The sequence below is a fragment of the Ignavibacteriales bacterium genome, assembly GCA_026390775.1.
In the GTDB taxonomy this organism is placed as follows: domain Bacteria; phylum Bacteroidota; class Ignavibacteria; order Ignavibacteriales; family Melioribacteraceae; genus Fen-1258.
In genome coordinates this window covers 29,017-49,860 of record JAPLFF010000008.1, presented here as the reverse complement: position 1 = coordinate 49,860, position 20,844 = coordinate 29,017, and the positions used below count along the sequence as shown (strand labels likewise).

General features: G+C 33.1%; 21 protein-coding genes and 1 tRNA gene. 17 read left to right on the top strand and 5 right to left on the bottom strand.

What is annotated here, in order from left to right; all coding sequences use genetic code 11:
* Nucleotides 1–13: 13 nt before the first annotated feature.
* On the top strand, nt 14–1,645 hold the full coding sequence (lnt, locus tag NTZ27_12810; GenBank protein ID MCX6175626.1) for an apolipoprotein N-acyltransferase: 1,632 nt from the start codon (nt 14–16) through the stop codon (nt 1,643–1,645).
* The gene (locus tag NTZ27_12805) at nt 1,642–2,673 is read left to right on the top strand and encodes a beta-eliminating lyase-related protein (GenBank protein ID MCX6175625.1); all 1,032 of its coding nucleotides are present in this window, start codon (nt 1,642–1,644) and stop codon (nt 2,671–2,673) included. The genes lnt and NTZ27_12805 overlap by 4 nt, the downstream gene beginning before the upstream one ends.
* A gap of 96 nt (nt 2,674–2,769) precedes the next feature.
* On the opposite strand, the gene NTZ27_12800 is transcribed toward NTZ27_12805, so the two are convergent.
* Nucleotides 2,770–3,900, bottom strand: a complete 1,131-nt coding sequence (locus NTZ27_12800; GenBank protein ID MCX6175624.1) for a heparan-alpha-glucosaminide N-acetyltransferase domain-containing protein — start codon at nt 3,898–3,900, stop codon at nt 2,770–2,772.
* 145 nt (nt 3,901–4,045) lie between these two features.
* Between NTZ27_12800 and NTZ27_12795 the strand changes: the two genes are divergently transcribed.
* Together NTZ27_12795 and NTZ27_12790 are read left to right on the top strand one after the other, a co-directional pair.
* Nucleotides 4,046–4,732: a ribonuclease H-like domain-containing protein gene (locus NTZ27_12795; protein MCX6175623.1), complete on the top strand. Its 687-nt coding sequence runs from the start codon at nt 4,046–4,048 to the stop codon at nt 4,730–4,732.
* Between the two features lie 64 nt (nt 4,733–4,796).
* A complete protein-coding gene (locus tag NTZ27_12790; protein ID MCX6175622.1) occupies nt 4,797–5,225 on the top strand; it encodes a hypothetical protein in 429 nt (142 codons plus the stop codon).
* Nucleotides 5,226–5,272: 47 nt separating this feature from the next.
* Here NTZ27_12790 and NTZ27_12785 read toward each other — a convergent pair whose 3' ends face one another.
* Nucleotides 5,273–5,743 carry a hypothetical protein gene (locus tag NTZ27_12785; GenBank protein MCX6175621.1) on the bottom strand — a complete coding sequence of 157 codons (471 nt, stop codon included), beginning with the start codon at nt 5,741–5,743 and terminating at the stop codon, nt 5,273–5,275.
* A gap of 153 nt (nt 5,744–5,896) precedes the next feature.
* On the opposite strand from NTZ27_12785, the gene galE reads away from it, so the two are divergent.
* The 3 genes from galE to NTZ27_12770 are packed head-to-tail and all read left to right on the top strand — an operon-like array spanning nt 5,897 to nt 8,771.
* Nucleotides 5,897–6,871: a UDP-glucose 4-epimerase GalE gene (gene galE / locus NTZ27_12780; protein ID MCX6175620.1), complete on the top strand. Its 975-nt coding sequence runs from the start codon at nt 5,897–5,899 to the stop codon at nt 6,869–6,871.
* Nucleotides 6,872–6,879: 8 nt separating this feature from the next.
* A complete protein-coding gene (gene rfbC / locus NTZ27_12775; protein ID MCX6175619.1) occupies nt 6,880–7,428 on the top strand; it encodes a dTDP-4-dehydrorhamnose 3,5-epimerase in 549 nt (182 codons plus the stop codon).
* A gap of 14 nt (nt 7,429–7,442) precedes the next feature.
* Nucleotides 7,443–8,771 (top strand): UDP-glucose/GDP-mannose dehydrogenase family protein, encoded by a 1,329-nt coding sequence (locus tag NTZ27_12770; protein MCX6175618.1) that lies wholly within the window; start codon nt 7,443–7,445, stop codon nt 8,769–8,771.
* Between the two features lie 46 nt (nt 8,772–8,817).
* On the opposite strand, the gene bshA is transcribed toward NTZ27_12770, so the two are convergent.
* The gene (gene bshA, locus NTZ27_12765; protein MCX6175617.1) at nt 8,818–9,945 is read right to left on the bottom strand and encodes an N-acetyl-alpha-D-glucosaminyl L-malate synthase BshA; all 1,128 of its coding nucleotides are present in this window, start codon (nt 9,943–9,945) and stop codon (nt 8,818–8,820) included.
* A gap of 93 nt (nt 9,946–10,038) precedes the next feature.
* On the opposite strand from bshA, the gene NTZ27_12760 reads away from it, so the two are divergent.
* From NTZ27_12760 to NTZ27_12745, 4 genes are all read left to right on the top strand, one after another.
* Nucleotides 10,039–10,914 (top strand): carbohydrate kinase family protein, encoded by an 876-nt coding sequence (locus NTZ27_12760; GenBank protein MCX6175616.1) that lies wholly within the window; start codon nt 10,039–10,041, stop codon nt 10,912–10,914.
* Nucleotides 10,907–11,812, top strand: a complete 906-nt coding sequence (rfbD, locus tag NTZ27_12755) for a dTDP-4-dehydrorhamnose reductase (protein ID MCX6175615.1) — start codon at nt 10,907–10,909, stop codon at nt 11,810–11,812. The genes NTZ27_12760 and rfbD overlap by 8 nt, the downstream gene beginning before the upstream one ends.
* Nucleotides 11,813–12,073: 261 nt before the next feature.
* Nucleotides 12,074–12,784, top strand: a complete 711-nt coding sequence (locus NTZ27_12750) for a hypothetical protein (protein ID MCX6175614.1) — start codon at nt 12,074–12,076, stop codon at nt 12,782–12,784.
* An 8-nt stretch (nt 12,785–12,792) separates the two neighbouring features.
* Nucleotides 12,793–13,158: a hypothetical protein gene (locus tag NTZ27_12745; protein ID MCX6175613.1), complete on the top strand. Its 366-nt coding sequence runs from the start codon at nt 12,793–12,795 to the stop codon at nt 13,156–13,158.
* A 130-nt stretch (nt 13,159–13,288) separates the two neighbouring features.
* On the opposite strand, the gene NTZ27_12740 is transcribed toward NTZ27_12745, so the two are convergent.
* Entirely contained in the window at nt 13,289–13,567 is a 279-nt protein-coding gene (locus NTZ27_12740) for a hypothetical protein (protein ID MCX6175612.1), read from the bottom strand.
* Between the two features lie 35 nt (nt 13,568–13,602).
* A tRNA-Arg gene (locus tag NTZ27_12735) sits at nt 13,603–13,675 on the bottom strand.
* Nucleotides 13,676–13,891: 216 nt separating this feature from the next.
* Here NTZ27_12735 and eno point away from each other — a divergent pair.
* The 6 genes from eno to NTZ27_12705 all read left to right on the top strand — a co-directional run bounded on the left by eno (nt 13,892) and on the right by NTZ27_12705 (nt 20,715).
* Nucleotides 13,892–15,187: a phosphopyruvate hydratase gene (gene eno, locus NTZ27_12730; protein MCX6175611.1), complete on the top strand. Its 1,296-nt coding sequence runs from the start codon at nt 13,892–13,894 to the stop codon at nt 15,185–15,187.
* Nucleotides 15,188–15,267: 80 nt separating this feature from the next.
* Nucleotides 15,268–16,647, top strand: coding sequence for a type I glutamate--ammonia ligase (gene glnA / locus NTZ27_12725; GenBank protein ID MCX6175610.1), 1,380 nt, complete (start codon nt 15,268–15,270; stop codon nt 16,645–16,647).
* A gap of 27 nt (nt 16,648–16,674) precedes the next feature.
* Nucleotides 16,675–17,517, top strand: a complete 843-nt coding sequence (locus NTZ27_12720) for a glycosyltransferase (protein MCX6175609.1) — start codon at nt 16,675–16,677, stop codon at nt 17,515–17,517.
* A gap of 102 nt (nt 17,518–17,619) precedes the next feature.
* Nucleotides 17,620–18,510, top strand: coding sequence for a DMT family transporter (locus tag NTZ27_12715; GenBank protein ID MCX6175608.1), 891 nt, complete (start codon nt 17,620–17,622; stop codon nt 18,508–18,510).
* A gap of 256 nt (nt 18,511–18,766) precedes the next feature.
* A complete protein-coding gene (locus NTZ27_12710; protein MCX6175607.1) occupies nt 18,767–19,186 on the top strand; it encodes a hypothetical protein in 420 nt (139 codons plus the stop codon).
* A gap of 335 nt (nt 19,187–19,521) precedes the next feature.
* Nucleotides 19,522–20,715 (top strand): PLP-dependent aminotransferase family protein, encoded by a 1,194-nt coding sequence (locus tag NTZ27_12705; protein MCX6175606.1) that lies wholly within the window; start codon nt 19,522–19,524, stop codon nt 20,713–20,715.
* Nucleotides 20,716–20,844 lie beyond the last annotated feature (129 nt).

Here is a 20,844-nt window from a genome sequence, read left to right as displayed (position 1 = left end):
CAAGAAGTACATAGTGCCTCTAACACCTGATCAGAAAAAAGAACGCAACAAAGATTTATTACTCGGATTGTTAAGCGGAATCTTGCTTGGTTTATCTTACCCGCCCATACCCTTACCGTTTTTAAGTTTTATTTCTTTTATTCCATTTTTATTTGTAGTAGAAAAAAGAGAATCCTTGTTTTCAATAAACCGCTTTACTTATTACACATTATTCTTCTTCAATTTAATAACATTGTATTGGGTAGGAAGCTGGACAAAAGAAGCAGATACTTTTCTTAAAATATCTGGTGCAGCACTTTTATTTTTTAATCCGTTTTTTTATCTGATCATTACAACACTTTATTATTTTTCAAAAAAATCATTTGGAAAAAATATTGCTCTTTTCCTTTTTCCGTTTTATTGGGTCTCTTTTGAATTCTTATACAGTTTGACTGATCTTCGCTTTCCTTGGCTTACTCTTGGTAACAGCACGCCGTACTTTCAACTCTTTATTCAGATTTCTGATATTGTCGGAGTCTATGGACTTTCACTTATAATTTTATTCATAAATGTTTTTCTTTATCTCTCAATAAAAGAATTCAAATCAAAGAAGAAATTAAATTTTAAATATTTGTCTTCTGCACTAATAATTTTTTTATTTGTAATTACTTACGGATTAATAAGAATTAACAGTTTCAACGAATCCAACAAAAAAATAAAAGTTGGTTTAATCCAACCTAATTTAAATCCATGGTCTAAATGGCAAGCGGGAAGTTTAGAATCACAACTTGATGTTTATATTAAGCTGTCGGAACAAGCAATTAATAAAGGAGCAAAACTAATTGTTTGGCCTGAGTCTGCATTACCGGTTTATCTGCTTTCTGGTAATTATGATTATGAAGTTAGTAGAATTCATCAGTTCGTTACTTCAAACAATATTTTTTTGATGACCGGAATGCCGGATGCAAACTTTTATTTCAATAAAAATGAAGCGCCGAAAGATGCTAAAAAAACTAAGAGCGGAATCTCATATACATCTTACAATTCAATTTTATTGTTCACTCCATTCTCACTTAAAGTTGAAAAGTATGGAAAAATAAAACTCGTTCCGTTTGGAGAGCATGTCCCATTTGTTGAACAGTTACCGTTTCTCGGTGATTTTATAAAATGGGAAGTCGGCATTTCCAGTTGGAATGTTGGTAAAGATCAGGTTGTGTTTGATCTTAGTGAAGCGAATAATTCTATTGTCAAACCGGCTGGACTAATCTGCATTGAATCTATTTATCCTGAATTTGTTGCCGGATTTATTCAAAAAGGAGCTAACTTAATTACTGTTGTTACGAATGACAGTTGGTATGGATATTCGAGCGGACCATTTCAGCACAAAGAAATTTCCGTATTGCGTGCCGTTGAGAATAGAAAATCTGTTATCCGTGCTGCCAATGGTGGAATTAGTTGTATTATTGATCCGTTTGGTAATACAATAGCATCAACAAAACTTTTTACTCGAGACATTCTTGTTGGCGATGTGATAATTAACGAAGGACAAACTTTTTATTCCCGCTTTCCTTGGATTTTTCCTTTGATCTCTTCTTATATTTCTATCGCTACGATTATGATTTTCATATTTAAAAAAATATTAACAAGAAAAAAGAAACAATCATGAAAAAAATTATTGATCTAAGAAGCGATACGGTTACAAAACCATCTGAAGCAATGCGCAAAGCAATGTATAATGCCGAAGTCGGTGACGATGTTTACAAAGAAGATCCGACTGCAAATGAACTTGAAAAATATGCTGCAGAGTTATTAGGCAAGGAAGCCGCGCTTTATGTTCCAAGCGGTGTAATGGGAAATCAAATTTGCTTAAATGTTTTAACTCAGCCCGGCGATGAAGTTATCTGCGAAAAAGATGCTCACATTTTTCAATATGAGTCAGGTTCTCCGGCTGCATTGAGCGGATTGCAGTTAAGTTTAGTGGATGGCGTTCGCGGTGTGTTTACACCTGAACAAGTTGAACCGTTGATCCGTCCTGAGAGTGCATATTATATGGCTCGAACAAAAGTTATTGAAGTTGAAAACACACACAATCGTGCCGGCGGAACTATTAATCCGATTGAAAATATTAAAGCACTAAGTTTATTAGCAAAAAAAAATAATCTCTATTTTCATCTTGATGGCGCAAGAATTTGGAATGCTTCTGTTGTAACCGGAATTTCTCCTGCCGAATATGCAAAACATTTTGATTCGGTATCATGCTGTCTTTCTAAAGGTCTTGGCGCTCCTATTGGTTCATTAATAGCTGGAACGAAAGATTTTATTAAACAAGCTTACCGTGTACGTAAAGGATGGGGCGGAGGAATGCGTCAAGTAGGAATTCTTGCTGCGGCAGGATTGTATGCTCTTAAAAATAATATTTCACGATTGAAAGAAGATCACGATAAAGCGCAATTGTTTTCAGATAAACTTTCACAATTACCAAATCTTTTTGTTGATACTAAATGTGTTCAGACAAATATTATTATGCTTACTCCTAAAAAAATATCAGTAGAAGATTTCTTAACTAAATGTAGAGAGAATGGTTTATATCTCGGCACAGGAAAAATTGGTGTGATAAGAGCTGTAACCCACATGGACGTTTCATTCCAAGAGATTGAAAAAGCAGTAAGGATTATAGAAAAGATAATTTCTTGATATTACTCTTACTTGTAATATTAATATTTACATATGCGCAAGAATTTTACAATGCGGTTCAGAGGTTTGAGCGAGAAGTTGTAATTCAAAAATCAGCTAACGAATAATAAATATTACCGTACCAATAATTAGAACTGCTGCCGTTAGCCATCTGCAATAAGCAGGATATTTACTTTTCAGTTTGCTCCACACTTTTGCTAAAATTAACATTAATACAATAAGAATTGCAGTTACCATCAAACATTGGAAGGCATTGTAATTCCTTTCTGAAATATCAATAAGACTCTTTCCCCAAAATAATTCTCTATAAATTAATTGCAGATGCACCCAATAAATTAAGAGTGATTCACGGCTTACATCTAAGATCATTGAACTGTAATTTTCTTTGTTGTTAAGATAGAACCAAAATATTCCTAAGAATAAAAGAATTAATCCAAATCTTTCTAAAAAGAAAAAAGGATTTGGAATTATCTTAGCTAATTCTTGAGGGAACAAAACATACATAATCACAACACTTACTAAATAAAAGAGTGAGCCTGTAATTATCATTTTTCTTGCAAAAGATTTTTCTGAATTATTTTGTTTGGCTTCAAGGTAAAATTTAGCCACATAAGCACCGCTAAAAATAAATGCCCACCATGGAAAAACCGGAAAGAGCGAGCCATGCATTTTATTGAAATAGTTAGCAAAGAATAGCGGTACATAATTCGCAAAATCTATTCTCCACATCAACGGACTAACAATTAAAATAATTGCTGTTAATATTAATAGAAAATTATAAAAGCGTTTTTCGGATTTGATAAATATTCGTGCAAACAATAAAACAATTAGCCCGGTAGAAATTATTTGAAGAATATCTACTGTAAATAAACTGTTAAGATTTTCCTGAGTTTGATTGTTAAGTATTTTTGTTAATGAGTAATACGGAAGATGAAGGGAGTATCCGATAAAAAATATCAATCCAACTCTGGATAACTTACGCCAAAACTCTTTCCCGAAAGTCCGTAACTGATCAACACCTTTTTGCAATGATAGTACAAAAACCATTCCCGATGCGAAACTAAAAGAGGGCGCAACTAAACCATTTATAAAATTTAATGATGAGAACCACCAAGATTCTCTAAGAGCAGGCAAAAGCATCGAATTAACAACATGCACTTCGATCATAACAATAAGTGCAAGACCTTTGAGCATATCAATAAACAAAGCACGGTTTTTTAATTTCATTCATCCCTCTTTATTGAATAATCGCAAAATAATCAATAATCTTAATTTATGAAGACTAAAGATGCAGGCAAACAATTTTTAATTCTATTAAATCAATTAATTTTTCATTAGTTTCTACCAACAACAAGAATAAAGTAGGGGGGTTATGAACCTTATTTATGATATTGAAACTGTCGGTGTTGAATTCGAAACTCTTACCGATTCACAAAGAGAGTTCCTACTTCGGTATACAGAATTGGAGAAAGATCCGATTAAAAAAGAAGAACTTATTGATGAAGCTAAAAGATATATCAGTTTATATCCTTATACGGCAAAGATTGTTGCTATCGGTTTGTTGAATACTGAAACGGAAAAATCATTAGTATTATATGAGGGCGAAAAAGATGAAGAATGGAGCGTTGCCGAAAAATCAATTAAGTACAAACCTCTTAATGAAGAAGAAATGCTAAAATATTTTTGGAAATATGTTTCAAAGCCCGATAAAGTAATTTCATTTAACGGAAGATATTTTGATTTACCGTTTATTATGATTCGATCTGCTCTAAAAAAAATAAAACCTACCGTAAACCTTATGAAATATAGGTATAACTCTTCCCATCATATTGATCTATTAGAACAATTAACCTTTTATGGATTAACAAAAAAATTTAATCTTGATTTTTACTGTTATGCTTTCGGCATCGAATCTCCTAAATCAAAAGGTATTACTGGAATGGAAGTTAAAGAACTTTATAAAGCCGGAAGGATTAAAGATATTGCTATTTACTGCGGCGAAGATGTTAAAGCAACTTATGAATTATTTAAAATTTGGAATCGGTATTTAAATATTTAATTGTTAAAATAATTCCTCCAACACAGATTAAATAATAGCACCATTAATTTAATTGAGGTTCTATATGAACACAAAAAAACTAATTATCGCAGTTCTTGCTGTTTTTATTATACTGGAAGTTTCTAATTACCTTATTCACAGTGTAATTCTTGCCTCTACATATATGCAGGAAACAGTTTCCAAAGCATTCCGCCCGATGGCAGAGATGGAAGCAAAAATGTGGAGAATGTGGTTTGCTGATTTCGTCTGGTCATTCTTCTTCGTTTTTATTTTTACAAAGGGATATCAAAACAAGGGACTCATGGAAGGAGTACGTTACGGAGTTTATATTGCATTGTTCATGAACTTCATGTCCGCTGTGGCTCAAAATGTAGTTTATCCGATTCCATATACATTAGCTTTGCAATGGTTTATTTATGGATCAATCCAAATGGTGTTGCTCGGAGTTGTTACAGCATTTATTTATAACCCGGCAGTGGCAAAATCGGCTTAATAAATTGTAAGATTTTTTCAAAAAGGACATCAATTGATGTCCTTTTTCTAATCTTGATCTAAATTTATCAAATCATATTTACTTTCAAGTCTATAATGTTCTACAAATTTTTCAAGTATTGAATCACGAACCACACATAAAATATTTCCATTAAATTTTTCAATTTCACTAAAGAGCTTTGAAATGGTCGGCTCTAATCCTTTTCCTTCTAATTCGAGAGGACCAATTTCATCAATGACCAGCCATTCCAATTCTTTATTAATGCAATCGCCTAAAATATTTTTTGCCCAGTCGAATGTTTGATTGCTAAACTTGAATTTGCCGATCATTGTTACATCTCTCGTCTCATCTGTTTCAAGCTGTCTTAATGTTCGTGATGCTATATGATAGATAAATCTTTTGTCATCTATAACTGGTTGGAAAATCCCGTCAATATTTTTTTTCTGGGTAGCCCAATGCATTAGTCTGGAAGTCTTTCCTGTGTGCACCGGTCCGGTGAGAATAAAAAGTTTTTTCATTAATACACACTGTTTTGAGTTCTTTTATTATTCAAATTAATCGAAATTTAATTTTGATACAATTCGTACTATAATGAAAGCAAACAAAATCAATAATTCTCAAACGTGAATAATTTTTGTATTTTTAAATCCAGTAAATCTAATGAGGGAATATTGAAAATTCTCGTCACGGGTGGTGCGGGATATATCGGTTCACATTTTGTAAAACTTCTTTCAGAGAAGGGATACCAACCGGTTGTTCTTGATAACTTATCAAGAGGGCATAGAGAAGCGGTGCCAAAGAATATTCATTTTGAAGATATTGATCTTCTTGATGCCGGATCACTTTCTTATTTTATTCAAACACAAATGCCGAGTGCTGTAGTACATTTTGCCGCATTTGCTTATGTCGGCGAATCAGTTGAACATCCCGACAGATATTATCAAAACAATGTTGTTGGAAGTTTTAACTTGATAAAACTTTGTGCAGAAAATGGGGTAAAGAATTTTGTTTTTTCATCAACATGTTCTATTTACGGGAATCCGTCTAAAGTGCCAATCTCGGAAGATCAGCCATCACAGACGATTAATCCCTACGCAAATACAAAATTAATGATCGAAACATTGCTAAAAGATTTTGAAGTTTCATCAGGTCTCAAAAGTATTTCACTACGCTATTTCAACGCAGCTGGAGCTGATCCATCAGGTCTAATCGGTGAAAGTCATAATCCGGAACCACATCTTATTCCAATTGTATTACAAACTGCTCTTGCAAAAAGAAATAAAGTTTTTGTTTATGGAAACGATTATAATACTAATGATGGAACTTGTATTCGAGATTATATTCATGTAAATGATTTAGCTGATGCACATTTGAAATCATTGGAGTATTTGATTAACGGCGGTAAATCAAATGTTATTAATTTAGGAACCGGTAAAGGAAATTCTGTACTTGAGATTATTGAAAAAGCGAAAGCCATCACAAAAAAAGAAATTCCATTTGAAGTTGTTTTAAGAAGAGCGGGAGATCCGGCAATACTTATAGCGGATAATAAAAAAGCTAAAGATTTATTAGGATGGTCTCCAAAATATTCAATCGAAGAAATTTTAGAAACGGCTTGGAAGTGGCATTCAAATCCTAAATTTTGAGGTTAAGATTGGAATTCGAAAAAACGTTTATTGAAGGATTAATTTTAGTTAAACCCGATGTCTATCCCGATGACCGCGGTTATTTTTTTGAATCATTTAATAAGAAAAAATTTTCCGATTGCGGAATTAATCTTTCTTTCGTACAGGATAATATTTCAAAATCAGTTAAAGGAACAGTACGAGGATTGCATTATCAGGTTGGAGAATATGCACAAGGTAAATTATGCAGTGTTGTAGTGGGAAAAGTTTTAGATGTTGCGGTTGATATCCGTTTCGGTTCACTGACTTTCGGAAAATATTTTGCGGTTGAGTTGAGTGAAGAAAATAAAAATCAACTTTGGATCCCACCAGGATTTGCACATGGTTTTTCAGTCCTTTCTGACTTTACTATTTTTAGTTACAAATGCACTGCGTTGTATAATAAGGAAAGTGAACGAGCAATACTTTTTAATGATTCTGATCTGAATATTGACTGGAAAGTTACAGACTCGATTATATCTGCAAAAGATTTAACTGCAAAACGATTTAAGAATATCGAAAAAGATTTTAAATTTTGAATTAAGGAGTTGAGATGAATCTTTCTGTTATTGGGACCGGTTATGTTGGACTCGTAAGTGGAACTTGTTTCGCTGAAATGGGAAATAATGTTATTTGTGTAGATAATAACCAAGATAAACTGAAAAAATTGAAGAAAGGGATCGTGCCTATTTACGAACCGGGATTGGAAATTTTATTTCATCGTAACATCGAGAAGAAAAGATTAACATTTACAGACGATCTAAAAAAAACTGTTCTTGAATCTGAAATTATTATACTTTGTCTTCCTACTCCACAGGGCGAAGACGGTTCTGCTGATTTAAAACATGTATTTGAAGTAGCTAATGAGATTGGGAAGATATTAAAAGATGCTGACACAAAGGATTTCAAAATTATAGTTAATAAAAGTACTGTTACTGTAGGAACATCGAAAGCAGTAACAAAAATAATTGAAAAGTATGGTGTAACTAATTTTGAAGTTGTATCTAACCCGGAATTTTTACGCGAAGGATTTGCCGTTGATGATTTTATGAAACCGGATCGAATTATTGTAGGTGCATGCTCTCAAAAAGTCTTTGAAAGAATGCGTACTCTTTATGAACCATTTGTTCGTCAAGGTAATCCCATCTTTGAAATGAATCCCGAAAGCTCAGAAGTAACTAAGTATGCAGCAAACTCTTACTTAGCTATGCGTATAACTTATATGAACGAACTTGCAAATTTTTGTGAAGCAGTTGGGGCGGATGTTGAAATGGTACGTAAAGGAATGGGTTCGGATACAAGGATTGGTAAAAGATTTTTATTTCCAGGAATCGGTTATGGCGGTTCTTGTTTTCCTAAAGATGTAAATGCGCTTATTAAAACCAGCGAAGACAATAATTCACCGATCAGACTTCTTAAAGTTGTTGATGAAGCGAACAAACTTCAAAAACTTATTCTTGTAAAGAAAATCTTAAAACATTTCGATCGAAATATTAAAGGGAAAAAATTTGCTGTTTGGGGATTAGCATTTAAACCTAACACAGATGATATTCGCGAAGCACCGTCAATCTATATTATTAAAGAGTTAATTCGACTTGGAGCTAAAGTTTCAGCATACGATCCCGCAGCTATGGAAAACGCAAAATTTTATTTAGATGATATTCTTGAATACTCACAAGATCAGTATAGTATGTTGAAAGATGCCGATGCATTGTTAATTTTAACAGAGTGGAATGAGTTCAGGAATCCGGATTTTAATCGCATAAAAACTGATTTAAAATCGCCAATCATTTTTGATGGACGGAATGTTTTTGAAATAAAGAAAATGGAAAAATTAGGTTTTACTTATTACAGTATAGGAAGAAAAACTGTTGGGCAATAATCCTGAGATTCTTCGTTCACGCTAAAGCGTGATCTCAGAATGACAATTATGAATTAAGAACTTTCTCGTAGTAATCAACATATTTTGGAACAATTAAATTTTTATCAAAATTCTTTACTGCACGCTCACGGGAATTTTTTGAAAATGATTTATATCTTTTCTCATTAGTCAAAAGTTCAACAGCATACTTAGCCATTCTATCAATATCGCCAATCTCAGCAATGTATCCGGTTTCATTATGAATATTGAGTTCTGGCAAACCACCAACGGATGTACTTACAACAGGAACACCGCACGCCATTGCTTCTAATGCGGATAAACCAAAGCTTTCCGATTGAGAAGGCATCAAAAATAAATCGGCAGCATTTAAGATTTCTGTTAAGCCGTCTTGTTTACCGAGGAAAATAACATCTTTTTGTAAATCAAGTTCACGTGTAAGTCGTTCGCAGTCCGAACGGTCAGGACCATCTCCGACTAAAACTAACTTTGTCGGAACTTCTTTTCTCACTTTATCAAGAACTCGAATTGTATCTGCAACTCTTTTTACGAGGCGAAAGTTAGATGTGTGAACTAAAACCTTTTCACCGCATGGCGCAATATGCTTTCTAAACAATTCACTCTCTTTTGGTTTATACTTTTCTATATCAATAAAATTATAGATCACTTCAATATCTTTTTCAATATTATAATTGGTAAGTGTTTTTTCTTTAAGGAATCTGGAAACAGCCGTAACCCCATCGCTTTCTTCAATACTAAATTTTACCAACGGCATAAATGATGGTTCTAATCCAACTAGAGTTATATCCGTACCGTGAAGAGTTGTGATAAATTTTAAATCTTTTTTAGATCTGCGGAGAACTTGTCTTGCAAGATATGCACTCACAGCATGCGGAATTGCATAATGAACATGCATCAAATCTAAACTCTCAAACTCTATTACTTCAAGCATTTTACTGGTAAGAGCAAGATCATAAAGTGAATGCTCAAACAACGGATAAGTACTTAATTCTACTTCATGAAAAAAAACATTCTCAAAAAATTTGTTAAGCCGATGCGGGATTGCATAACTGATAAAATGGACTTGATGCCCAAGAGAAGCTAATGCCAGACCAAGTTCAGTTGCAACAACACCGCTGCCGCCGTATGTAGGGTAGCATGTAATTCCGATCTTCATGAATTTTCTCTATTACTTTTTAAGATTAGTCTTGTTTATTTTAGTAACAATTAAAGTATAACACACAGTTCAAAATAAGCTAATTTTTTATCAATGAAAATCATACTAATTGGGCACTCAATTATAGATCATTTTGAAGGCACGGAAGAAAAAATATCTAAACCCGGTGGGGTGTTTTATTCAACCATCGGAATTAATTCCATAAAAAAATCGACGGATCAAATTTATCTTCTTTCCGGATGGAATAGAAAATCATTCCATCTATTCCAAGATCTTTATTCAAAAGTAGAATTAGACCGGACAAACAAATTGATAAATATACCGGAAGTATATCTTAAAATATCCAGCGAATCTGAACGGGAAGAAACTTATAAGAATATGACGGAAAATCTTTCAATTAAAAGTGTTTCGAATTGGAATATTTTTGATGGAATTTTAATTAATATGATAACAGGTGCTGATATTTCATTAGAGCAAATAAAATATATACGTAATAATTTCAAAGGTATAATTTATTTTGATGTTCATACGCTTTCGCGCGGAGTAGATAACAAAATGAAAAGAGAGTTCAGGCTAATCCCCAGTGTTAATGAATGGCTCTCCTGTATTAATATTTTACAATGCAATGAAAACGAACTTGAAACTATAGTTCAATATCAAAATGAAATTAACAGCGCAGAAAAAATTTTATCATCCGGACCAAATATTTTAATCATAACCAAAGGCGAGCGTGGAGCTCAAGTTTATTGTCAGTTTAAAGGGGAAGTAAAAAATCTTTTTGTTAATGCAATAGAAGTTAATTCAGTAAATAAAATCGGCTGCGGGGATATCTTTGGGGCGGTCTTCTTTTATACATATATTTCAACAAATGATATTTATATTTCATTAAACAGAGCTAACAAAGCCGGTGCAGTTGCAGCATCGAGAAATGATTTAACAAGTCATCCGGAAATCGAATTAAATGATTGATAGTGATCTAATAAAAAAAAGAATTTTAGTTATCGGTTCTAATGGCTTGCTCGGTCAGCGCCTCACTGAATTTTTTAATAATTCTACTCAAGTTGAATTAATGTGTGCTTCTGCAGAAGAGAACTCGTTCATTCCTAAAGTTGAATACAAACAATTAGATATCTCACAAAAAAATCAAGTACGACAAATAATTTTAGATTTCTTTCCGGATATAATTATTAACACGGCAGCTTTTACTAATGTTGATAAATCCGAAACCGAAAAAGAAACTGTATGGAAAATAAATGTTGGCGGTGTTGAAAACATTTCATTCTATTCTTGGACTGTAGATGCACATCTAATTCATTTTTCAACCGATTATATTTTTGATGGGAAAAACGGGCCTTATGCGGAAGAGGATAAACCGAATCCGATTGGTTATTATGGCAGAACAAAACTTGCTTCCGAAAATTCAATTCGCGTTAGCGGAACGAGATATACAATCGTTAGAACAAATATTTTATACGGACCGAGTAAATACGGCCGTCCGGATTTTGTAAAGTGGGTGATTAACTCATTACAAAAAGGAGAGAAAATTCGCATCGTAACAGATCAAATTGGTAACCCAACTTATATTGATGATCTTGTTAATGCAGTGAATAAAATCATTGAATTCAAGAAAGAAGGAATTTTTAATATTGGCGGACGCGAGATGATCTCCCGTTATGATTTTACTTTAAGAATTGCAAAATATTTTGGTCTTGATGAGAAATTGATAATTCCAATTCTGACGAAAGAATTAAATCAACCTGCAGCCCGACCATTAAAGTCCGGATTAATTACTATAAAAGCAGAAACTGAGATCGGTTTTAAGGCTCATACAATCGAAGAGACGTTTTCTTTGATGAAAATAGAGTGAAAGCAAAATTTTAAATTAAGAGTAATTATCAAAACAAGTTCGTTATAATATTTGATTCCATCGGTCATTTATTTTTTTCGAAATCAAACTTCTCTTCGGAATATTAATTAAACTATTCCGGCCGTTTCTTCATCACCTTTTGCTGCAACACTAGTTGAGGTAGCACGATTAATAATTGACTTCTCGGTTGCTTTACTAATTCTATTATAAAAGAAAAATATTATATTTTTGATATAAGAATAATTTTAGAATGAGGCTTTAATGGGTTCAGAACAATTCGATCTCTTTATTATTTTGCTAAAACTTAAATCATATCTTGTAAGTTTAATGGATGATCCAGCAAACTCTTCAAATAACTTCGAATACACGGAGGAATTTTTACTTCGTAAGTATCCTGAACACAAAGATGAAATTATTGATTTGTTGACAAGAAATAATGTAATCAGCGATACTCAAATAGCTTTTACTGAAAACATTCAACAAAAATTTAGAGAAATTGTTTTAGGTTCTGAACCGTCTGAAAAATTATCAAACATATTAGATAAATATCAAATTATGTCTATTAAGGATTCGCTAAACGATAAAACATTAGACGATCTAAAATTATCGCGTGAGCAAAAATTAAGAGAAATAATTTCTGTTTTATTACAATTAGCACGTGTTTGGTCTCAAAGAAGTGCTATTGAAAATACAATAGAAGATTTTTCCATTCTTGATGAAGAAGATTTGATTCGGCCCGAAGAATTAGATAATCTTTATAAACTTGATCATGTTACCACGGATTCTTTTGCAACCATCTCAAAACTTACAAACATTTATCTTGAACAATTGATAGAGTATTATTTCAAATTTGGCGGTGATGTGTCGCTTGTTCAATTCATTTCTATTATTGAAGAATTTAAGCAGGTTGTATTAAAGCAGTATAAAAATTTATTTGAAGAACATGGACTGGATCCTGAAATAATAAAATAGAGGTTAATGTGAAAGTCAAAATTATTTTTATCAACTTAATCTGCATAGCTTTATTATCATCATGCAGTTTATTTCAAAAAGAATCATTTGAAGGGAAATGGGAATTAAAACTTAACGGTGATCTTCAAGAGGTTTTTGAATTTGATATTTCCGCAAACAATGATTTTTCTTTCTCTAAAGATGTTTACTTTCAAGGAAATGTTTACGGAGTTACTATTAAAGGTAACGTTACGAAAGAAGGAGTTTTACAGGCGGACTTAATCGCATTGGATCAAAAAATGGGTATCGTAGAAGGAACACTTACATATCAAAATGGTTCTGGTAAATGGGATGCGAGTTATGCAAGAGGTAATTGGACAGCGGTTAAAAAATAATTTCGTTTTGAATCGCCGTAAAATAAGTTGACTGTTATTTTTGCCCATTAAGCCATTTCTTTAATCAATTGGAAAAAAATCTTTCCTTTCAATTATGTAAAACACTAATCTTTAAATTAGATTAAAAGAATTAGTTATTGTAACTTTTTCTCCAGCTCCGCATTAAGAAGCCTATAATAATAAGAGCTAATCCAATCAAAGCAACTTTTATGTACTGATCAGAAAAAAAGTAGTATCCGCCAATCGCAATAGGAACATTTTGCGTCTCTACAGGATTTATTCCTTCACCTCTAACAACTTCAACCTTATAGCTAAAGTGAAGAAGGGCATAGGCAACAATGATACTTCCTTGCAAGAAACAAACAACATCTACTAACGCGGAGACAATAATTTCCAGTATTCTTCTCATGATAGCTCCTTTTCAAAATAAATGACTAATTTTTGTACCCCGGAGAGGAATCGAACCTCCGACCCAGAGTTTAGGAAACTCTTGCTCTATCCACTGAGCTACCGGGGTAAATCCTTTGTGGAAAGAGAATCTCTTTGATTCTATGCCGAAGATTTTCTTTTTCTATCAACATATGAATTCTAATAAGAAATATAACCATTCATATAATCAATCAAAACTTAGATTTAAGCAAATGTGTAAAGAACCAAACATATTCTAAAATTGAATTTCCTTGCCTCTTTTTATAATTTGTACAACGAAATTTTTAATACTTGGAGATTATTAATGACGACGATAGTTGATATTTGGGGCAGAGAGATATTAGACTCGAGAGGAAACCCTACAGTAGAAGTAGAAGTAACTTTGGAATGCGGAGTAGTTGGAAGAGCAGCGGTACCGAGCGGGGCATCAACCGGTGAAAACGAAGCTGTTGAATTACGCGATGGAGATAATTCACGCTATTTAGGAAAAGGTGTAAAGAAAGCAGTTGAAAATGTTAACAACAAAATAGCTGATGAATTAATTGACTTCGATGCAACTGACCAAGTTGCGATTGATAATTTTTTATGTGAACTTGACGGCACACCGACAAAATCGGAACTTGGCGCAAATGCTATTCTTGGTGTATCATTAGCTTGTGCAAAAGCATCCGCAGAAGCATTAGGGCTTCCGTTATACCGTTACATTGGAGGAGTTAGTGCAAGAACTTTACCGGTGCCAATGATGAATATTTTAAATGGCGGCAAACATGCAGATAACAATGTTGACTTCCAGGAATTTATGGCAATGCCTGTTGGAGCTCCATCGTTTGCAGAAGCATTAAGAATGGGTGCTGAAACATTTCATTCATTAAAATCCGTGTTAAAGAAAAAAGGTTATAACACAGCAGTTGGCGATGAAGGCGGATTTGCACCAAACTTAAAATCAAATGAAGAAGCTATTACTGTAATTTTAGAAGCGATTGAAAAAGCCGGATACAAACCGGGCAAAGATATTTTTATTGCACTCGATCCGGCAGCAAGTGAAATGTGGAATAATGAAAAGAAAGCTTACTACTTTTTCAAGTCTGATAAATCTTATATGGCTCCTGAAAAGATGGTTGATTACTGGGTGAGTTGGATAAAACAATATCCAATTATTTCACTTGAAGACGGTATGGCAGAATTTGATTGGGACGGATGGAAATTACTTACTGATAAAGTCGGAAGTAAAATACAATTAGTTGGTGATGATCTGTTTGTTACTAATACTGATTACTTAGCTAAAGGAATTGAAAAAGGAGTTGCCAATTCAATACTGATCAAAGTAAATCAGATAGGAACATTAACAGAAACACTTGATGCAATCGAAATGGCAAAACGCGCAAGCTACACGGCAGTCATTTCACATCGTTCAGGTGAAACAGAAGATACTACTATTGCCGATCTTGCTGTTGCAACAAATTGCGGACAAATAAAAACCGGTTCAGCAAGCAGAACAGACCGCATTGCAAAATACAATCAGTTGTTAAGAATTGAAGAAGAACTTGATACAACGGCAATTTTTCCCGGCATTGCAGCTATTAATTACAATGCTAAATAATTAATAGATTTATTGATAAGCCTCCGAATGATCGGGGGCTTTTTTGTCTCTATAATTCTAAATATTTTTTTGAGGTTATAATGTCTAAGCAATCAATTCAATCAATCAACAATATCATTAAGAAAAATAAAATTGAAGTAATTGATTTAAAGTGTATTGATCTTTCCGGAAGACTACATCACATTTCTCTTCCTGTACATGAAAACATTATGAACAAATTAATTTCCGAAGGTGTTGGATTCGATGGCTCAAGTTTTGGATTTAGAAAAGTTGAAAACAGCGACATGATTTTAATTCCGGATTTAGAAACTGCTGTGATTGATCTTTTCCGTGATGCACCGACGCTCAGTTTCTATTCAAACATTATGTTAACAGATTTGAAAAGATCACGCTTTTCTCAAGACGGCAGATATATTGCTATGCAAGCCGAGCTATTGTTGAAAAAAGTCACGGGTGCTGATAAATCTTGGTGGGGACCTGAATTTGAGTTTTATATTTTTTCAAATGTTGATTACGATACGCGCACAGCAACTTCTTATTACCGTGTTGAACATAACGAAGAATTTTATAAACGCGCATACCATGCCGCAAATCCTTTCGATCTTTATGACGACTTTCGCGATGAAGCATCCAAGTTATTGCAGAAATATGGTATAAAAGTTAAATACCATCATCACGAAACCGGAGAGCGAGGACAGCAGGAAATAGAAACTTATTTTAATGATCTTCTTACAACCGGCGATAATATAATCACTGCAAAATATGTACTGTTTAATTTTGCAAGACAGAAAAATTTATTCATCACATTTATGCCGAAGCCGATGTATCAACAACCCGGCAACGGATTGCATTTACATTTGTTTCTGACAAAGAAAGGAAAGAATGCGTTCTACAAAAAAGGTGAATACGGAAACATGAACGAACTTGGAAGATTTTTTATGGGCGGAATGTTGAAACATGGCCCGGCTCTTTCAGCTTTTACAAATCCAAGTACAAATTCCTACAAACGTCTAGTCCCGGGTTTTGAAGCTCCGGTTGCAATGACTTACGGACAAGGCAACCGCGCATCTGCAATTCGAATTCCTCAATATGTTAACAATCCGGATGAGACACGATTTGAATACCGCCCGCCTGATGCAACGATGAATCCGTATCTGTGCTTAACCGCAATGCTTCTTGCCGGTATGGATGGTGTTGTAAATAAAATTGATCCTGTGAAAGAAGGTTTCGGTCCATATGATAAAAACTTTTTAGAAGAAGATCTCCACAAAGTGAAAATGCTTCCGCGTAATCTTACCGAAGCAATAGATGCTTTGGAAGCTGATAATGATTTCTTGAAACGCGGAAATATTTTTAATGATGAACTTTTAGAACAATGGGTAAAGGTTAAAAGTGAAGAGATTCATGCTATTGGTACAATGCCGCATCCGTTTGAGTACAAAATGTATTTTACATTATAGTTTAGAAAGTGGTTTATTTAAAAGCAAATGAAAGAGATGCCCAATAATATTCTAGTTTCTGTTATTATTTCTATTTATAACCGAATTGATTATTTGAAATTAGTTTTAGCCGGTTTCGAAAATCAATCTTTTACTAACTTTGAAATTATTCTGGCAGATGATGGCTCAAACGAAAATGCTGTTAAGGAAATTAAAAGTCTAATTAGTAAAATTAGTTTTCCGGTTTATTATGTTTGGCATGAAGACATTGGTTTTAGAAAAAATCGAATTCTAAACCGGGCTATTCAAGCTGCAAATACCGATTATTTGATCATCATTGATGGAGACTGTATACCTCATTCTGAATTTGTAAAAGAGCATTTCCAAAACAGAAAAGAAAAAACATGTTTGACAGGTCGAAGAATAAATATGTCGCAAAAAATAACAGATACATTGGATGAAGAAAAAATTAAGTCTGGTTATTTAGAAGGAAAATATTTTAAGCTTATGCTCGATAGTATATTCGGCTATTCTACTGATGTTGAAAAAGGATTTTATTTTAAGAATCACTTTCTCAGAAAAATTTTTAACAAAAAGTATCGTGGACTCCTTGGCTCTAACTTTTCAATTCATAAAAATGATATTCTTGCAATTAATGGTTTCGACGAACGATATGAAGCTCCTTCTGTTGGTGAGGACAGCGATATTCAATTCCGTCTTGAATTAAATGATGTTAAAACAAAATCCTTGAATCACATGGCAATCCAATATCATCTTTATCATTTACTTCAACCAAGACCGCAAAAGAATTTAGACTTATTTGAAAAAATTAAAGCTGATGGACGTGTATTCACACGTTATGGAATAATAAAAGATTTGTCTCATCAATAGAGTATCAAAATTATTCACTGTTGATTTCCAAGACTACTTGAGTTGAATTAAAAATTTTCTAACATTCATAACTAATAATTGATAAATCATAACTAATTTATTATGCCCCTGCTTGGTGAAATTACTGCATTAATGACGGCCTGTTTCTGGTCAATGTCTTCAATAGCATTTACTGAAGCATCAATACGTGTTGGACCGATGTATGTAAATGTAACACGGATGTTTCTCGCATTAATATTTTTATCGGTTACGTTAATATTTTTAAATGTAAAAATTGACCTCTCCTCTAATCAAATTTGGAATCTTACTATAAGCGGATTTGCCGGATTAGTAATTGGAGATACATTTTTATTTAAAGCATTCAGAAATATTGGCGCTAGGATAAGTATGTTAGTCATGGCGCTAGTTCCTCCTATATCAGCTTTACTTGCATTTTTCTTTTTGGGTGAGAGATTGTCCATTCTTGGTGTACTTGGTATTTCAGTTACAGTTTTCGGAATAGCATTAGTTATTTTCAAAAGAGAAGAAAGACCTACATCAAATTATAAAATTGATTACAGCGGAATATTCTATGCTGTGATCGGGGCTGTTGGTCAAGCAGTCGGATTAATTTTTGCAAAATATGCTTTTAATGAAAGCGAGATAAATGGTTTTCTTGCAAGTTTTGTTAGAATTGCTTCTGCCGTGATAATAATTTATCCGATCGTGATCGTTACAAAAAGATTTAGAGAGCCTGTAAAAGTTTACATGAAAGATAAAAAAGGATTTTTGTTCACTCTTATAGGCGCTGTATTTGGTCCATATCTTGGAATTACATTTAGTCTTATATCTATTTCACACACCAAAGTTGGAATTGCATCAACCATCATGGCAACCGTACCAATTCTTATGTTACCCTTAGTGCATTTTTACTACAAAGAAAAACTTTCTTGGATTTCAATAGCGGGTGCGTTTATTGCTGTTAGCGGAGTAGCAATTATTTTTTTACGTTAATAAGAAGTTGTTCTAATTCATAATTATGTTTGTTTGAGTTTCTCATTTTTAGAAATGAAAAATAAAATCTGATTACAAAGTTGGATCAAGAAACAGAAAAGAAAGAAGATTCCAAAGACAAAATATGTCTTAAAATATTTTATAGTCTCACAATGGAACGAGTTTTCCTTTGCTCATCTTCGATAAGAATTCAAAAAGCAAATAAGAAATGGCATTTTACTTGCCATACTTATAGTGCCTTAATACGGAAAAATTAATGGAATTAGTACAGATCATCTACAATATCCTTCTGTTTGTAGGGACATTATTAGTATGTGTTATCATCATCTCATATCTAATGTCGAAATCAAGAATTGGAGAAGAAGTTTCTTATAATTCTGCGGACAGTAGTTTAAATCAAAAATCATTATTACTACAAAGTAAAATTAATTATGAACAGGAGTTATTTCGGGAAAAAATATCAGCTATCCCGCCTCAAATTTTTCCTATAGATGATTTAAAACTTAAAGAAGTAAAAATTATTCGTAAACTAACCGTATCTAAAAGAGATTCACAAAAAGGGATCCGAATAGAAGAAAGGCATTTGGATAAAACAAACGGTAATGGCAAACGATATACTATCGTGAATGATGAAGTAAAGGAATCAAGATCTCGCGCAGCAAACTTTTATTTATAGATTTTTCAACTCTGTCAAAAAGCCGTCCGACTTTTACATTCGCACACAAAAAAATATTTCCTTTAGATCATACAAGTAAACGAAAAGAAACAAGAATTATACATGTAAAGAAAAACTAAAAATGTTTTCAACAGGGAAGAAAAGTTTTTCATGCAAATAACAAATTAATTCTCACATAATCTCTTGTCCGATTTAGTCATTTCATATAACAACAATCACATATTTTTTCCCAACAATTTTTATCATATTTCATGTACAAAAAATTTTAACTTATTTACTATATAATGAAACGCGGTGTTTCTCAGTTTTGGAAACCGCTTGAAAATGGAGCTAATATGATAAAATTTTCTCAGTGCGTTGACTCAATGAGAACATCAGAGATACGTGATTTAATGAGTATAGCAATGAGACCGGATATTATTACTTTCGCCGGTGGTATGCCGAATAATGATCTGTTTCCTGTTAAAGAGATTGATGATATCTACAACGGACTTGATGACAAAACGAAAAAAATTGGCTTTCAATATGGACCTACTTCCGGTTATCCACCTTTAATTGAATCTCTAAAAAAATATTTGAGAAGTAAAAATTTACCGGTTGATACGAATGAAATAATTATAACCTCAGGATCTCTTCAAGCAATTAATATTATAACAAAACTTTTTGTTAATCCCGGAGATACTGTAATCACTGAGAACCCCTGCTTTATAGGCGGCACTTCTGCATTTAAATCTTATCAGGCTAACATTGTTAGTATACCTCTGGATTCGGATGGAATCGTTATAAGTGAACTAAAAAGAGCTATGGAAGACGAGGCTAAGAAAGCCAAGCTTATATACCTATCTCCATATTTTCATAATCCGGCCGGAATTGTTTACAGCAAAAAAAGAAAAGAAGAGTTATTAAAATATCTTTATGGTAAAGAAATAATTCTTATTGAAGATGATCCTTACGGCGAACTTTATTTTGAAGATGATTACAAAGAATTAACTATACCGATGAAAACAATTCAACCCGAACCTGTACCTATATGTTATGTTGGTTCATTCTCAAAAATTCTTGGACCTGGATTGCGTCTTGGCTGGTTGCTTGCTTCGCCGGAAATAATTAATAAAGCTCAATTAGCGAAACAATCTATGGATGCTTGCTCTTCAACTTTTACCCAGGTTCTTGCCGATCAATTTTTAAGAAAAGGAAAACTGGAACCTTATGTTGAACGATTAAGAATTACTTACGCAAGAAGAATGAAAATAATGAATGATTGTTTGCAGAAAAATATGCCATCGGAAGCCAAATGGGTTGTTCCTAAAGGCGGGTTTTATATTTGGATTTCCCTGCCGCAACACATTGATGCACTTGAAATATTAAGAGAATCTATGAGCCGTGGTGCAATTTTTGTAATAGGTAAGACCTTCGATCCTATGGGTGTTAAAAATAATTGTCTAAGATTAGCATTCTCTCATACACCCGAAGATGAAATTGAAAAAGGAGTTAAAATAATTGCAGAGGCTTTGAAAGAGTTATTGTAAAAAAGAATTCAATACTTTTTCTAAGAACTTGAAGAAATAAACTATTTTCAAAAAAAGATTTGTTAAGGTCGTATAGTTGATTCTCCAGCGGAATTTAAAAGTTTATCCTGTTATTGAATTAAAAGAGCT